A 15,291-nucleotide genomic window follows, 5' to 3' on the forward strand; every position below is an offset into this window, starting at 1 on the left:
GGGAGGAAGGGAGTGGCCGGGAGTCCGGTTCAGGTCACGGGCACGGTGCTGACGACGCGCCGCGTGGACGCCTACCATGCGCTCACGGTCGTCGCGCCGGGCATCGCCGACCGGTTCCGGCCGGGCCACTTCGTCACGGTCGCCGTCGGAGGCCGCAACTCCTCGATGCTCACCCGGCGGGCCTTCACGATCCACGACGTGAAGCCGGACTACGGTGGCACGGTGGAGCTCGTCTTCGGCGTGCGCGGTGCCGGGACGGCCTGGCTCGCCGACCTCCGGGCGCGCGACACGCTCGACCTGGTCGGCCCGCTCGGCCGTCCGTTCCCCCTGCCCCGCGACCCCTGCACCTGCGTACTGGTCGGCGACGAGCACGGCGCGGCGCCGCTGTTCGCGCTGGCGGACGCGCTGCAGCAGCGGGGCTGCCGCATCGACTTCGTGCTGGGGGCGCCGTCGGCCGACCGGGTCTTCGGGGCGCTGCGGGCCCGCAGGATGGGCGAGACGACCACGCTGACGACCGAGGACGGCTCGCTCGGCATGCGCGGCACGGTGACCGACGTGCTGCCCGGCGTGATCGCCGACGCGCGGGCCGACGCGGTCTACGCGTGCGGGCCGATGGCGACGCTGCGCGGCGTCACGGCGGTCGCCGCCGAGTTCGGCATCCCCGTGCAGGTGGCCGTGGAGGAGTCCATGGCCTGCGGCATCGGGGTCTGCATGACGTGCGTGGTGCCGGTCATCGGCGACGACGGCGTGACCCGCATGGTCCGCGCCTGCACCGAGGGGCCGGTGTTCCGGGGCGAGCGGGTGCGGTTCGACGACGTCGGGACGATCCCGTTCGACGCGCTCGGCGCGCCCGGCGGACGGCATGCCTGAGCCGGGGCGGGGGAGGCGGCCGTGACCGCCGACCTGCGGACCTACCTGGCCCATGTGGAGCTGCCCAACCCCGTGCTGACCGCCTCGGGCTGCGGCGGGACGGGCCGCGAGCTGGCCCAGTTCTCCGACGTCCACCGGCTGGGCGCCTTCGTCACCCGGTCGATCACCATGGCCCCGCGCGCGGGACGGCCGACGCCGCGGATGGCCGAGACGCCCTCGGGGCTGCTCAACGCCGTGGGCCTGCAGGGCCCGGGAGTCGAGGCGTTCCTGGAGCGCGAGCTGCCCTGGCTGGCCGAGCGCGGAGCCCGCACGGTCGTGTCGATCGGCGGCGGCACCGTGACCGAGTACACCGCGCTGGCACGGCGCCTGGCCGGCGTCGAGGGCATCACCGCCGTGGAGATCAACCTGTCGTGCCCGAACGTCGAGGACCGCGGCAGGGTGTTCGCCCGCGACGGGGCCGCCGCGGCGGAGGTCGTGGCCTCGGTGCGCGCGGCCACGCCGTACGAGGTGCCGGTGATCGCCAAGCTGTCCCCGGACGTGGCGGACATCGTCGCGGTCGCCCGCGCGTGCGTGGACGGCGGCGCCGACGCCCTCGCCATGATCAACACCCCGGTGGGGATGAGCATCGACGTGGACACGATGCGCCCATCGCTCGCGGCCGGCACCGGCGGCCTGTCCGGCCCCGCCGTACGGCCCCTGGCGGTGCGCTGCGTGTGGCAGGTGCACGCGGCGCTGCCGGGAGTGCCCATCATCGGCATGGGCGGCGTGACGACCGGCAGGGACGCCCTTGAGCTCGTCCTGGCGGGCGCCTGCGCCGTCGCTGTGGGCACGGCGCTGTTCCATGACCCCTACGCCTGCCCGCGCGTCCTGAGGGAGCTTGAGGAGCTTCTGCAGGAGCGCGGGTTCGACCGGCTCGCCGACGCCGTGGGCCTGGCCCACCGCCCGGCGGGCGCGCAACCACGAACACGCACAGACCTCGAGGAGAGTTCGCTTTGACCACGCCCGCTCCCATCGCCGTCGCCCTGGACGCGCCCGACATGGAGACCGCGGCCCGCTGGGCCGGCCTGGTCACCCCGCACGTTTCGACGGTGAAGGTGGGGCTGGAGCTCTACCTGCGCCACGGCCCCGACGTGATCGCCTCGGTGCGCGGCGCGAGCGGCGTGCAGGTCTTCCTGGACCTCAAGCTGCACGACATCCCCAACACCGTGGGCGCCGCCGCCCGGGCGGTCGCCCGGCTCAAGCCGACGTACCTCACCGTGCACGCCGCGGGGGGCCACGCGATGGTCAAGGCGGCCGTCGAGGCGGCCCCCAACATCCAGATCGCGGCCGTGACGCTCCTGACGTCGCTTTCCGAGGCCGATCTCGGCGAGCTCGGCATGCAGGGACCCCCTACCGACATCGCGCGCCGCATGGCCGCCGTGGCCGTCGGGGCGGGCGCCCAGGCCCTCGTCTGCTCGCCCAGGGAGGTCGCCGCCGTACGCGCGGAGGTCGGCCCGGACGTGACATTGATCACTCCGGGCGTGCGGCCCGCCGGCGCCGACACCCAGGACCAGGCGCGGGTGGCCACGCCGGAGCACGCGATCGCCCAGGGAGCCGATCTTCTGGTGATCGGACGGCCCATCACCGGGGCGCCGGACCCGGGTGCGGCGGCCGCCGGGATCGCCGCCGCGCTGCGTCGCGTGAGCGCCTGATCGGGCGTTCGCCGGCCTCGGGCGCCGTCACCTTGCGTCATCCTGCTTAGGGCCTGCTGAGGCGGTTTTGATCTACGAAGAGTGACTTTTCCAATACCAAAAGTAGTAAAATCAATTTTGTAGTCCGAGAAACCGCCCTTGACGTTGCCGTTACGGCCAAGACCAGCTAGTTTCCCCTCCCGTCCGAGTACATCGACAAGAAATTCGAGGTGACCCGGCGTGGCTCTTCCTCCCCTGACCCCCGAGCAGCGCGCCGCAGCTCTTGAGAAGGCTGCCAAGGCACGCAAGGAGCGTGCCGAGGTCAAGAACCGGCTCAAGCACGGCGCGGTTTCGCTGGCTGAGGTGCTGAAGGATGGGCAGACCGACGACGTCATCGGCAAGATGAAGGTCTCGGCTCTGCTGGAGTCGCTCCCTGGCGTCGGCAAGGTCCGCGCCAAGCAGCTCATGGAGCGCCTTGGTATCGCCGAATCCCGCCGCGTGCGGGGTCTCGGCGCCAACCAGCGCGCCTCCCTGGAGCGCGAGTTCGGCGGCGCCGAGAGCTGATCTCGGCGGCGTACGAGCGAGTTTCACGGGGGTACGGAGTGACCGACATGTCCCGGTCCGCTGGAGATCGGGCCCACGAGGCAGTCGCGACCAGCGGGTCCAGGGCACACGGCGGTGACTCCAAGCCCCGCCCGCGCCTGACGGTCCTGTCCGGTCCGTCGGGTGTGGGGAAGTCCACGGTCGTCGCCGAGCTCCGGCGGTCCCACCCAGAGGTGTGGCTGTCGGTCTCGGTGACAACCCGGAAGCCCCGGCCGGGGGAGCAGCACGGCGTGGAGTACTTCTTCGCCGACAACGACGAGTTCGACCGGCTCGTCGCCTCCGGTGAGCTTCTGGAGTGGGCCGAGTTCGCCGGCAACCGCTACGGCACGCCCAGAGGGCCGGTGCTGGAGAAGCTGGCGGCAGGGGTCCCCACCCTGCTGGAGATCGACCTGCAGGGCGCCAGGCAGGTGCGCAAGACGATGCCCGATGCCCTGCTGGTGTTCCTCGCCCCGCCGAGCTGGGAGGAGCTGGAGCGGCGGCTGCGCGGCCGCGGCACCGAGCCTCCCGACGTGATCGCCCGGCGCCTGGAGATGGCCCGGATCGAGCTGGCGGCGGAGAAGGAGTTCGATCTCACGATCGTCAACACGTCCGTCAAGGATGTGTGCCACCGGCTGATAACCTTGATGGGAAACTCACCTAGCTAGGGGAATCACTGACGTGGCAAGCAGCTCCGCCTACGCGGAAGGCATCACCAACCCGTCGATCGACGCGCTTCTCGACATCGTCGACAGCAAGTACAGCCTCGTGATCATGGGTGCGAAGCGGGCGCGCCAGATCAACGCCTACTACTCGCAGCTCGGCGAGGGCCTGCTGGAGTACGTGGGGCCCCTCGTGGAGACCCACGCCCAGGAGAAGCCGCTGTCGATCGCGCTGCGCGAGGTCTCCGAGGGTCTGCTCACCTCTGAGCCCATCGAGGGCTGAGCACCGCCTCCGTCATGACGTCTGTCGTGCTGGGCGTGAGCGCCGGCATCGCGGTCTACAAGTCCTGCGAGCTGCTCCGCCTGTTCACCGAGTCGGGGCACGACGTGCGCGTCGTGCCGACCCGTGACGCTCTGCGGTTCGTCGGCGAGCCGACCTGGGCCGCGTTGTCGGGCAATCCGGTGACCACCGAGGTGTGGGAGTCGGTGCACGAGGTGCCGCACGTGCGCATCGGGCAGTCCGCCGACCTGGTGGTCGTCGCCCCGGCGACGGCGGACGTGCTGGCGCGCGCCGCGCACGGGCTGGCCAACGACCTGCTCACCAACACGCTGCTCACGGCGCGGTGCCCGGTGGTGTTCGCGCCCGCGATGCACACCGAGATGTGGGAGCACCCGGCCACGCGGGCGAACGTGGCGACGCTGCGCGAGCGCGGCGCGATCGTGATCGAGCCCGCCGTCGGCAGGCTCACCGGCGCCGACACCGGCCCCGGGCGGCTGCCCGACCCCGCCGAGATCTTCGAGGTGTGCCGGCGGGTGCTGGCCGGGCGGCGCGAGGATTTGGCCGGCCGGCACGTCGTCGTCTCGGCCGGAGGCACCCGCGAGGCGATCGACCCCGTGCGCTTCATCGGCAACCGGTCTTCCGGGCTGCAGGGATACGCCCTCGCCCGTACGGCCGTCGCCCGGGGCGCGGAGGTCACGCTCGTCGCGGCGAACGTGACGCTGCCCGATCCCGCGGGCGCGAAGGTCGTCCGGGTCGAGTCGGCGCGGCAGTTGCGCGACGCGGTCCTGGCGGCGGCCGAGCACGCCGACGCGGTCGTGATGGCCGCCGCGGTCGCCGACTTCCGGCCCGTACGGCAGAGCGACACGAAGATCAAGAAGTCGTCCGCCGAGCCTGATCCAATCCATCTGGCGAAAAATCCGGACATCCTGGCCGAGCTGGGGGAGATCCGCCGGGCCAAGCGAGAGGCGTACGCCGCCGTGGGCGGCGGACCCGCGATCGGCGACGGCCCGGACGCTGCGCGGGAGACCCGCGACGGCCTGGGCGCCGCGCGGACGGCCGATGGGGCGGGTGGCGCGCGGGAGACCGGTGACGGCCTGGGCGCCGCGCAGGACGCCGAGGCCGTCGGGCCGGGCGCTGTGGGGGAGGCCAGGGCCGGTGCCACACGGGACGCCGGGGCCGATGGGCCGTATCCCCGGGTGATCGTGGGATTCGCGGCGGAGACCGACGACGTCCTGGCCAACGGCAGAGCCAAGCTGGAGCGCAAGGGCTGCGACCTGCTCGTGGTGAACCAGGTCGGGGAGAACCTCGCGTTCGGTACGCCGGACAACGCGGCGGTCGTCCTCACGGCGGAGGGCGGGTCCGTGGACATTCCGAGGGGTCCCAAAGAGGATCTCGCCGACGTAGTGTGGGATTTGGTGGCGCAGCGTCTCGCCTGATCTTCGCGTGGTGCCGGCGCGGGCGCCCGCCCCAGCCCCCACAGCGTGCGTCGAGGGAGCGATCGCCATGCCGGTGTCCGCCACGATCAGGGAGCGCTGCCGGGCGATGCTCGGCCCCGGAGAGGACATCCGCTACGTGTTCCCCGCGGTGGCCGTGCCGCCCCCTGCCACGATCGGTTTCCTCGTCGTGGTGACGGACCGGTCGATCACCCTGCTGTCCACCAAGATGTTCAGCAGGGACGAGCCGTCGGGGGTGTGGGCGCGTTACCCCCGCCGCACCCGTCTCGGGCCGATCGAGTTCGGGTCGGGCCCCCGCATCGAAATCGGCGGCATGACACTGGAGGTCGACGACGAGTACGCCGCCGTGGTCGCGGCGGCCGACGCGGAGGCGTTCACACCCGGTGACCTGCCCAGAGACCCTCTGCCCGATCTCTGACACGCCGTACGCGGGCGCGCCGGGCCCGCTTTCGGTCCATCATCCCGGCGACCCGAAACCGGATGGCTTCGCGGCTCCGCAGCGCCTAGGGCTAGACTCGCGTGAGCATCGAGTGACCGCGGTGGGGCGAGGCTCTACCGCCGGTCACTCATGGACGTCAGCAGCCGCTGCATGAGGAGCCCTGAGTTGTCCCGTCGCCTGTTCACCTCCGAGTCGGTCACCGAGGGCCACCCGGACAAGATCGCCGACCAGATCAGTGACGCGATTCTCGACGCCATGCTCAAGGACGACCCCAAGAGCCGGGTCGCCGTCGAGACGCTGATCACCACTGGCCAGGTCCACGTCGCCGGTGAGGTGACGACGGAGACCTACGTCGACATCCCCGCCCTGATCCGCGAGAAGATCCTCGAGATCGGTTACGACGCCTCCCACAAGGGCTTCGACGGCGCCTCCTGTGGCGTGTCGGTGTCCATCGGCGCGCAGTCGCCGGACATCGCGCAGGGCGTGGACGACGCCTACGAGCACCGCGAGGGCGAGGGCTCCGACGACTTCGACCGTCAGGGCGCGGGCGACCAGGGCCTGATGTTCGGCTACGCCTGCCGTGAGACCCCCGAGCTGATGCCGCTGCCGATCCAGCTCGCGCACCGGATGGCCCGCCGCCTGTCCGAGGTGCGCAAGAACGGCACGGTTCCCTACCTGCGTCCCGACGGCAAGACCCAGGTCACGATCGAGTACGACGGCGACCGCCCGGCCCGCCTCGACACCGTCGTCGTCTCCACCCAGCACGCTCCGGAGATCGACCTGCGGGAGATGCTGACCCCCGACATCCGCGAGCACGTGGTCGAGCCCGTGCTGGCCGACCTGGAGATCGAGACCGAGGGCTACCGCCTGCTGGTCAACCCGACCGGCCGCTTCGAGATCGGCGGCCCGATGGGCGACGCCGGCCTCACCGGCCGCAAGATCATCATCGACACCTACGGCGGCATGGCCCGCCACGGCGGCGGCGCCTTCTCCGGCAAGGACCCGTCCAAGGTCGACCGCTCGGCCGCGTACGCCATGCGCTGGGTCGCCAAGAACGTCGTCGCGGCCGGCCTGGCCGACCGCTGCGAGGTCCAGGTCGCCTACGCCATCGGCAAGGCCCAGCCGGTCGGCCTGTTCATCGAGACGTTCGGCACCGAGAAGGCGCCGGTCAACGTGATCCAGGACGCGGTGCTCCAGGTCTTCGACCTGCGCCCCGCCGCGATCATCCGGGACCTCGACCTGCTGCGCCCGATCTACTCCGAGACCGCCGCGTACGGCCACTTCGGCCGAGAGGGCTTCTCCTGGGAGTCCACCGACCGGGCCGACGCCCTGCGTACGGCCGCGGGTCTGTGACCCCCGCCTGACGGCACGCACTCCGGGCGGCGCCCGCCTCTGACGGCGGGCGCCGCCCTGGCATGCCCGCCGGGCATGTGGATGTCCACAGGCGGTGGGCGTACGTGCGATTGCGGCTCGCCGGGTCTGGTAGGACGTAGACGTGACCGAGCCGACCCGCGCCCCGCATCCTCAGGAGGCGCTCCTTCCGGCGCCCCCGGCCGCCGTACGGCGGCCCGCCGAGCGGGCGCGGGGCGCCGCCGCGCAGGGGCAGGGGCAGGGAGCTGCTGCGCCGGGGCAGGATGCGCGGGGTGAAGGCGCGACAGGCCGAGGCACGGCCGTGCGGGGCCAGGGCGCGGCGGCGAGGGGGCAGGGCGCGACAGCACGGGGCGCGGGGCGGGCGCGCGCGGGCGCGTCCAAGGGCGCGCGTGAGGCGGCCCAGAACCTTCCGGTCGCCAGGGTCGTGGTGGACACGCCGCTGCCGCACCTCGACCGCCCCTTCGACTACCTGGTCCCCACCACGATGGACGCCGAGGCGGTGCCCGGCTGCCGGGTGCGCGTCCGCTTCGCCGGGCAGCTCGCCGACGGCTACCTGCTCGAACGGCTCCCCGAGAGCGAGCACGAGGGCCGGCTGTCCTTCCTCGAACGGGTGATCTCCCCGGAGCCCGTCCTCACTCCCGACATCGCGCGGCTGGCCCGCGCCGTGGCCGACCGTTATGCCGGGACCATGTCGGACGTCCTGCGCCTGGCCGTTCCGCCCCGGCACGCCCGGGTCGAGGGCGAGGCGAGAACCCCCGCCCGCCGGGCGGCGTCCTCCGGTGACGGCGACGTTCCCCCGCCCGCCCCGGAGCCCGCCCCCGAGCCCGCCCCGGAGCCCGCCCCCGAGCCCGCCCCCGAGCCCGCCCCCGAGCCCGTACGCGCGACCGTGGACGACGGCCCTCCTTCGCACCCCGCCGAGGGCGCGGGAGAGGAGCCGGAAGCGCCCCCCCAAGACGCGGCGCACGCGGCGAGGGTCCACGGCGAGACCACGCCATCCGAGGGTGCGGGACCGGGGCGGGGGGTGGCCCCCGAAGACGCGGCGCACGCGGCGAGGGTCCACGGCGAGACCACGCCATCCGAGGGTGCGGGACCGGGGCGGGGGGTGGCCCCCGAAGACGCGGCGCACGCGGCGGCGGTCCATGGTGAGACCACGCCACCCGAAGCCACGCGACCCGAGGCGGTGCGAGGCGAGCCCGCCCCACACGAAGGCGCGCCACCCGAGGCCGCGCACGGCAAGGGGGCATCCCCGGCTGTGCCGGATGAGACCGCGCCGCAGGAGACCGCGCCGCAGGAGACCGGGCCACGCGGGGAGGCGGGGCGGCGGGCGGCGCGGGCGTATGGGGACGCCTGGAGGGCCTACCCGGCAGGCGCCAGCTTCCTTGAGGCGCTGGCCGAGGGCAGGGCTCCACGCGCCGTGTGGACGGCCCTGCCCGGCACGGATGCGGACGGGCCGGCGTGGCCGCGCGCCATCGCGGCCGCCGCGCGGGCGACGCTGGACGGCGGCCGGGGCGTCGTCGTGGTGGTGCCCGACGGCAAGGACGTCGCGCTGGTGACCGCGGCCCTGGGAGAGACTCCGCATGTGGCGATCACGGCGGACCTCGGGCCCGCGGAGCGCTACCGGCGCTGGCTCAAGGCGCTGCGCGGCGAGATCGGCATCGTGGTGGGCAACCGCCCCGCGGCGTACGCGCCGGTGGCCCGCCTGGGGCTGGCGGTCGTCTGGGACGACGGCGACGACCTGCACGCCGAGCGCCACGCGCCCTATCCGCACGCGCGGGAGGTGCTCGCCCTGCGAGCGCATCAGGCGGGGGCGGGCCTGCTCGTCGGCGGCTACGCGCGCACGGCCGAGGCAACGGCGCTCGTCGAGACGGGCTGGGCCGCGCCGCTGGTGCCGGACCGGGGGGCGGTCCGGGCCCGGGCGCCCCGGGTGCGCCCGGCGGGCGACGACGCGGAGCTGGCCCGCGACCAGGCGGCCAGGGCGGCCCGCCTGCCCAGCATCGCCTGGCGGGCGCTGCGCGAGGGCCTGGAGCACGGCCCTGTGCTCGTCCAGGTGCCGCGCAGGGGCTATCTGCCCGCGCTGGCGTGCCGTCACTGCCGTGCCCCCGCCCGCTGCTCGGGCCTGCCGCAGGTGCGCCCGGCGGCGGCACCGGACGCCGCCCTGGGAGGCGCGCCGGCGCTCGGCGGCGACACGCGGGGCCGCGCCGCGACGGCCGCCGGGCGCGGATCGGGCGTCCATCGGCCCGTGGTCCCCGGGGGGACCGGCCAGGAGAGCGGCAGGGCGGGCGGCAGGGCGAGGCCGCTCGTGGACCCGGTGCCGGCGGAGCCCGCGGCCACCGGACCGGTGTGCTCGGGTCCGCTCGCGCTGCGCGGCGGGCACGCCGTGCCCTACTGCCGCTGGTGCGGCCGGATCGCGGGCGACTGGCGCTGCCCGTCCTGCGGCGGGACGGGTGTGCGGGCCGTCATCGTGGGCGCCCGCCGCACCGCCGAGGAGCTGGGCCGGGCCTTTCCCTCGGTGGCCGTGCGCACCAGCGGGCGCGACGGCGTGCTCGCGACGGTGAGCGGCGCCCCCGCGCTGGTCGTGGCGACGCCCGGGGCCGAGCCCGTGCCGGACGGCGGCTACGCGGCGGCCGTGCTGCTCGACGGATGGGCGCTGCTGGGCCGTCCCGACCTGCGCGCGGCCGAGGAGGCGCTGCGACGCTGGATGAACGCCGCCGCCCTGCTGCGTCCGGCGGGGGAGCTGGTCGTCCTGGCCGACGCCGGGGTGCCCGCCGTACAGGCCCTGCTGCGCTGGGATCCCGTCACCTTCGCGGAACGCGAGCTCGACGAGCGGGCCGAGCTGGGTTTTCCCCCGGCCGTCCGGATGGCGACGCTGACCGGCCCGGCAGCGGCGGTCAGGGAGACGCTGACGTCCGCCGGGCTGCCTCCCGGAGCGCAGGTGCTGGGGCCGGTGCCGGTGGACGGCGGGCTGGAGCGGGCGATGGTCCGGGTGCCGCGCTATCTCGGGTCCGCGCTGGCCCGGGCGCTCAAGGGGGCCTCCGGTGTGCGCTCCGCGCGCAAGGCTCCGGACGTGGTCCGTGTGAACATTGATCCGCTCGACCTCATCTGACCGATTCGCCTCGCACTAAGGGAGCCGTTAGCGTGCCTCTGTGTCGATCGAATGGGTGAACCGGGCCATCGACGGCCTGCGTGCCTGGGGGCGCGAGCGGAACGTCGAGGTCGACGTCGACGAGGTACGTCTGCTGTGCGACTACGCCAGCGACTACCTGGAGGTGAACGAACTGGGCGATTTCCGGCCGGGCACCTTCGAGGAGCTCCTGCTGGAGATCTATCCGCGCAAGGTCATCGCGCCGCCGGAGAGCGCGCCGGAGACGGTCGCCGCGGCGCGGACACTGGTCGAGTTCCTGCTGGACACGGGCGAGATCGGCAGCAAGACGGCCGTCCGGATGCGGGAGACCATCGACCGCATCGAGCCCGAGATGCCGCAGGCGCTGGCCGACACGTCCAAGTTCGGCATGGCCAAGAGCCTGTTCAGCGCCATCGGACCCGACGACCTGGAGCTCGACGCGGCCCAGTCCGCGCGGGCGGAGGAGGCGGCCGACGGCGGCGAGTGCGACTGCCCCGGCTGCGCGCCCCTGCCGCCCGTACGGCTCGCGCCGCGCGAGGAGGTGGCGCGGGCCGTACGCGAGGTGCCGCTGCTGCGCGACGCCCACCGGGTGGTGACCTGGCTGGCGGACGGCGGCCGCACGGTGACCAAGCGCCGGTCCATGCGGGTCAGGGACGCGCGGGCGTGCACGGCCGAGCTCGGCGTCGAGTGCCCGGAGCCGGCGTGGCGGCTCGCGCTCGATCTGGGCCTGGCCCGGCTCGACGGCACGGCCGTCGTGGTCGCGGAGGACTTCCGCGAGCTGGACGCGCGCGGCGAGGACGAGCTGCTCGATTTGTGGCGGTCGGCGCTGGAGTTCCTCGTGGAGAGGACCGTGCCGCTGACCGGGGAGGCGGTCGTGGACGAGGGGATGTCCCAGATCCACGACCTGCTCTATCGGCTGCAGTCGCCCGTCCCGGTGGACGCGCTCGCCGACTACCTGCGCGAGGTGGCCGCGGGTCGGCCCGTCGGGCGGCTCGACGAGGCGCTGGCCACGCTGGTGTACGCGGGAACGGTCCAGCGCACCGAGGACGGCCTGGCCCTGACCGCGCACGCCCTGTGGGGCCTGCGGGAGCTGTACGCAGGCATGGGCCTGGACGCGCCGCTCGCGCCCGCCCCGGCCGAGGGCGACGCGAGCGGGCTGATCGCCGGGCTGATCGGCGACGGCACGACCGACGAGGCGGCCGAGCGGGACATCGCCGAGTGGCTGTCGCGGCGCACCCCGGAGCAGGCGGCGGCGGAGCTGCTCGCCGCCGTGGCCGGCGCCCCGGCGGAGGTGCGCGGGGTCGCCGTGACCATCGTCGACCGGCTGGGCGTCGAGGCGGCGCCGGTCGTGCGGTCCTACCTGGACGACGCCGAGCTGCGCCCGCACGCCATCCACTGGCTCTCCTCGCGGGGCCTGGACGCGCCCGCGCTCACCCCCGAGGAGGTCCTGTGGGTGAGCGTCGACATGCTCGCGCTCGCGCTGCCCGCCGCCGAGGCGGACCCGGAGGGCTTCGCGGAGAACATCGCCGCCTCGGGGCCGCCCGCCCATCTGATCGAGGACATGTGGCGGGTGGATCACCCCGACGTGGTCGAGGTTCTCGAACTGCTCGGCAGCACGCTGACGGACCAGGCCGCCGCCAAAGCCGCCCGGAAAGCGGCTTTCAAGGCTCGTTCGCGGGGCATCAGGTGACTGCTGTGCAGTAAGTTGCTGGAATGGCCGACAGCGACGTGCTCACCTTTCCGCCGGTCGACATCGCCCCCGACGAGCAGCTCGTCCTCGCGGTTCGGGAGGTCCCGCTCGTGCGGGACGCCCGCCGCGTGGCCGAGTGGGTCGGGGCCCGCTGCGCGGCCTCTCCCCGGGGTGTGTGCGAGGTCACCGAGCAGGGGCTGCCGCACCCCGCCGAGGCCGAGGCGGTCGTCGCCGAGCTGGGCCTGGAGGCCGCCAGGCTGCGCCTGCTGTGGGTGGTCGCGGTCAACGGCCGCCTCGTGGAGGTCACCCGGCAGGGCGCCCGCCCCGGGCCCGGCGTGCCCGACCCGATGGAGTTCTGGGACGGCGTGGTCATGGACGTGCTCGACCGCACCGAGGAGGGCCTGACCGGGTCGGCGGTCATCGACGAGCACCTGACCGAGATCCTCGCCACGATCTACTCGGTGCGTGAGGGCATGCCGCTCGCCGCCCTGGCCGGCGGCATCCTCCAGGCCCACGAGGTGGGCTGCGAGGCGCGGCCGGCGGACCTGCGGCGGCTGCGGATGACGCTGCCGGGGGAGCTGGCGGCGGCCATGGCGCTGCTGGAGTACTGCGGGCTGATCGAGCTGACCGGGGAGCTCGTCCGGCTCACCCAGCCGGGCGTGTGGGCCGTGCGCCGCGACCTGCTCAGGGAGGGCCACGACGCGCCGTCGCTCGGCGAGGTGGCCGCGCTCGCCGAGCTGGGCGCCGCCGACCTCATCGACGCCATGCTGACCGGCCGGGCCTCCGCCAGCGCCGCCACGCTGTGGCTGGAGCGCCGGGTGCCCGAGGACGCGGCGCGCGAGCTCATCAAGATCGCCGCGTCGGGCAACGCCGCCCAGCGCGGCACCGCAGGGACCGTGCTGGAGGAGCTGGGCCCGGAGGCCGCGCAGGCCGTACGGGAGGCCCTGGACGAGCCGATGATGTGGCGCTACGCCGCCGCCTGGCTGGGCGTACGCGATCTGGAGGCGCCGGCTCTCGGCGAGGGCGACGGGGCCTGGGTGGCGGTGGACACCCTCGCCGCCCTGCTCTACATCGGCGCCCCGGTCGACTCGGTGGCCCACTTCGACCTCCTCGGGGAGGACCTGCTGACGCTGGTGCCCCAGATGGGCCGGGTCGACCACCCCGACGCTCTCGCGGTGCTGGAGATGCTCGGCAGGCACCACCCCGACCCGCTGATCGCGAAGACCGCCAGGAAGACGGCGATGAAGGTGCGTTCGCGCCCGTAGACTGGGGTGATCCTCCTCGTGTACGTGACGTGAACGGAGTCAACCCTTGGCCATTCAGCCGATCCGCCTGTTCGGCGACCCGGTGCTGCGCACCCCTGCCGAGCCGGTGGTCGACTTCGACAAGGAACTGCGCAAGCTCGTCAAGGACCTGACCGACACCATGATGGACGCGCCGGGCGCCGGCCTGGCCGCGCCGCAGATCGGCGTCGGCCTGCGCGTGTTCACCTACTACGTCGACGAGCAGCTCGGGCACCTCATCAACCCCGATCTCGACCTCGGCGGCGAGATCGACGAGGAGGGCGAGGAGGGCTGCCTGTCCTTCCCCGGCCTGACCTTCCCGACGCCCCGCGCGATCAGAGCGGTGGCCAAGGGCTATAACATGCACGGCGAGCCGGTGACGATCGAGGGCACCGACCTCATGGCGCGCTGCTTCCAGCACGAGACCGACCACCTCGACGGCGTGCTGTTCATCGACCGCCTCGACCCCAAGCAGCGCAAGCTCGCGATGAAGGCGATCCGCGAGGCCGAGTGGAGCGGCCTGTCGGCGCCGGTGGTGAAGGTCTCGCCGCACGCCACGCAGGGAAGGGCCCTGTAGTGCGCCTGGTCTTCGCCGGCACGCCCGACACCGCGCTCCCGTCGCTGCGCGCCCTGCTGGACTCGCCCCGTCACGAGGTGGCGGCCGTGGTGACCCGGCCCGATGCGCAGTCCGGCCGTGGCCGCAAGGTGCATCCCAGCCCGGTGGCGCAGCTCGCCGAGGAGTCGGGGATCGAGGTGCTCAAGCCGGCGAAGGCCGGAGACCCGGAGTTCCTCGACCGGCTGAGGGCGATCGGCCCCGACTGCTGCCCCGTGGTCGCGTACGGCGCCCTGCTGCCGCAGGCGGCGCTCGACATCCCCCCGCAGGGGTGGATCAACCTGCACTTCTCCGTGCTGCCCGCCTGGCGCGGCGCGGCGCCCGTGCAGCACGCCGTGCTGCACGGCGACGACGTCACCGGCGCCTCGACCTTCCGCATCGTGAAGGAGCTGGACGCGGGGCCGGTGTTCGGCGTGCTCACCGAGCGGATCCGGCCCGGCGACACGAGCGGGGCACTGCTGGCCCGGCTCGCGGACGCCGGCGCGGGGCTGCTGCTCGCCACGCTCGACGGGGTAGAGGACGGCACGCTGGAGGCGCGCCCGCAGCCCGCGGACGGCGTCAGCCTGGCCCCGAAGATCACGGTCGAGGACGCCAGGATCGACTGGACCGCGCCCGCGATGCGGGTCGACCGGCTGGTGCGGGCCTGCACTCCGGCTCCCGGCGCGTGGGCCGAGTTCCGCGGCCAGCGGGTCAAGATCGGGCCGGTGCGGCTCGCGCCCGACGCGGGCAAGCTCGCCCCCGGCGAGATCGCGGCCACGCGGAAGTCCGTCCTCGTCGGGACCGGCACCCACCCGGTGGAGCTCGGCGAGGTGCAGCCGCAGGGCAAGCGCCAGATGACCGCGGCCGAATGGGGGCGCGGCGTCCGGTTCGCGGATGGTGAGACCCTGGTCTGAACGGCCCCGCCCGCCACGGCCCCGGCATCGTTCCGGGAGACGCCCGGCAGGCAGTGGAATCCGCCGCCGAGCCGGAACCGTCCCGGTGGCCGGAACCAGGGCTGGCCGACCGGGCCGGCGGAACTAGGGCCGGCGGAACTAGGGCCGGCGGATCGGTGAGGGACAGGACCGAGGGCGGTAGCGCCGCACGTGCCTCCATCGAACGGGGCGGTGTCTAAGGTGACAGCGCCGAAGATGACAGGGCCGCGGAGGGCGGAGTAAGAGCGGCGGCATCTCAGGGTGAACAGGGTCGTGGCAGTGGTCGTGGCAGTGGTCGTGGCAGTGGTTGTGGCAGGGTCGAGGGTGACACCGTGAAGCAGGGCAGAG

Annotated in this window: 14 protein-coding genes; all 14 read left to right on the top strand. The window is 74.0% G+C overall.

Going from position 1 to position 15,291, the window contains the following annotated elements; genetic code table 11:
* Positions 1-12 precede the first annotated feature (12 nt).
* The 14 genes from HCK04_RS01080 to fmt all read left to right on the top strand — a co-directional run bounded on the left by HCK04_RS01080 (position 13) and on the right by fmt (position 14,925).
* Positions 13-870, top strand: a complete 858-nt coding sequence (locus tag HCK04_RS01080; RefSeq protein WP_142644963.1) for a dihydroorotate dehydrogenase electron transfer subunit — start codon at positions 13-15, stop codon at positions 868-870.
* A gap of 21 nt (positions 871-891) precedes the next feature.
* Positions 892-1,866: a dihydroorotate dehydrogenase gene (locus HCK04_RS01085; RefSeq protein WP_142644964.1), complete on the top strand. Its 975-nt coding sequence runs from the start codon at positions 892-894 to the stop codon at positions 1,864-1,866.
* Positions 1,863-2,561 carry an orotidine-5'-phosphate decarboxylase gene (gene pyrF / locus HCK04_RS01090; RefSeq protein ID WP_142644965.1) on the top strand — a complete coding sequence of 233 codons (699 nt, stop codon included), beginning with the start codon at positions 1,863-1,865 and terminating at the stop codon, positions 2,559-2,561. Before HCK04_RS01085 ends, pyrF begins: the two co-directional genes overlap by 4 nt.
* Before the next feature lie 219 nt (positions 2,562-2,780).
* Positions 2,781-3,104, top strand: coding sequence for an integration host factor, actinobacterial type (mihF, locus tag HCK04_RS01095; protein ID WP_030450375.1), 324 nt, complete (start codon positions 2,781-2,783; stop codon positions 3,102-3,104).
* 38 nt (positions 3,105-3,142) lie between these two features.
* The gene (gene gmk, locus HCK04_RS01100) at positions 3,143-3,787 is read left to right on the top strand and encodes a guanylate kinase (RefSeq protein ID WP_260617010.1); all 645 of its coding nucleotides are present in this window, start codon (positions 3,143-3,145) and stop codon (positions 3,785-3,787) included.
* A gap of 13 nt (positions 3,788-3,800) precedes the next feature.
* Positions 3,801-4,064, top strand: coding sequence for a DNA-directed RNA polymerase subunit omega (gene rpoZ / locus HCK04_RS01105; protein ID WP_030508986.1), 264 nt, complete (start codon positions 3,801-3,803; stop codon positions 4,062-4,064).
* Between the two features lie 14 nt (positions 4,065-4,078).
* Complete coding sequence (coaBC, locus tag HCK04_RS01110; RefSeq protein ID WP_142644967.1) at positions 4,079-5,497, top strand: bifunctional phosphopantothenoylcysteine decarboxylase/phosphopantothenate--cysteine ligase CoaBC; 1,419 nt, start codon at positions 4,079-4,081, stop codon at positions 5,495-5,497.
* A gap of 67 nt (positions 5,498-5,564) precedes the next feature.
* Positions 5,565-5,933, top strand: coding sequence for a hypothetical protein (locus tag HCK04_RS01115; RefSeq protein WP_142644968.1), 369 nt, complete (start codon positions 5,565-5,567; stop codon positions 5,931-5,933).
* 186 nt (positions 5,934-6,119) lie between these two features.
* Entirely contained in the window at positions 6,120-7,307 is a 1,188-nt protein-coding gene (metK, locus tag HCK04_RS01120; protein ID WP_142644969.1) for a methionine adenosyltransferase, read from the top strand.
* A gap of 142 nt (positions 7,308-7,449) precedes the next feature.
* On the top strand, positions 7,450-10,428 hold the full coding sequence (locus tag HCK04_RS41845) for a primosomal protein N' (RefSeq protein WP_260617011.1): 2,979 nt from the start codon (positions 7,450-7,452) through the stop codon (positions 10,426-10,428).
* Between the two features lie 40 nt (positions 10,429-10,468).
* Entirely contained in the window at positions 10,469-12,136 is a 1,668-nt protein-coding gene (locus tag HCK04_RS01130; RefSeq protein ID WP_142644970.1) for a hypothetical protein, read from the top strand.
* A 23-nt stretch (positions 12,137-12,159) separates the two neighbouring features.
* Positions 12,160-13,401 carry a hypothetical protein gene (locus HCK04_RS01135; protein WP_142644971.1) on the top strand — a complete coding sequence of 414 codons (1,242 nt, stop codon included), beginning with the start codon at positions 12,160-12,162 and terminating at the stop codon, positions 13,399-13,401.
* 46 nt (positions 13,402-13,447) lie between these two features.
* On the top strand, positions 13,448-13,996 hold the full coding sequence (gene def, locus HCK04_RS01140; protein ID WP_142644972.1) for a peptide deformylase: 549 nt from the start codon (positions 13,448-13,450) through the stop codon (positions 13,994-13,996).
* Positions 13,996-14,925, top strand: a complete 930-nt coding sequence (fmt, locus tag HCK04_RS01145) for a methionyl-tRNA formyltransferase (RefSeq protein WP_142644973.1) — start codon at positions 13,996-13,998, stop codon at positions 14,923-14,925. The genes def and fmt overlap by 1 nt, the downstream gene beginning before the upstream one ends.
* Positions 14,926-15,291: the final 366 nt, after the last annotated feature.

Source organism: Microbispora sp. CL1-1 (genome assembly GCF_012034195.1).
Taxonomy (GTDB): Bacteria; Actinomycetota; Actinomycetes; order Streptosporangiales; family Streptosporangiaceae; genus Microbispora.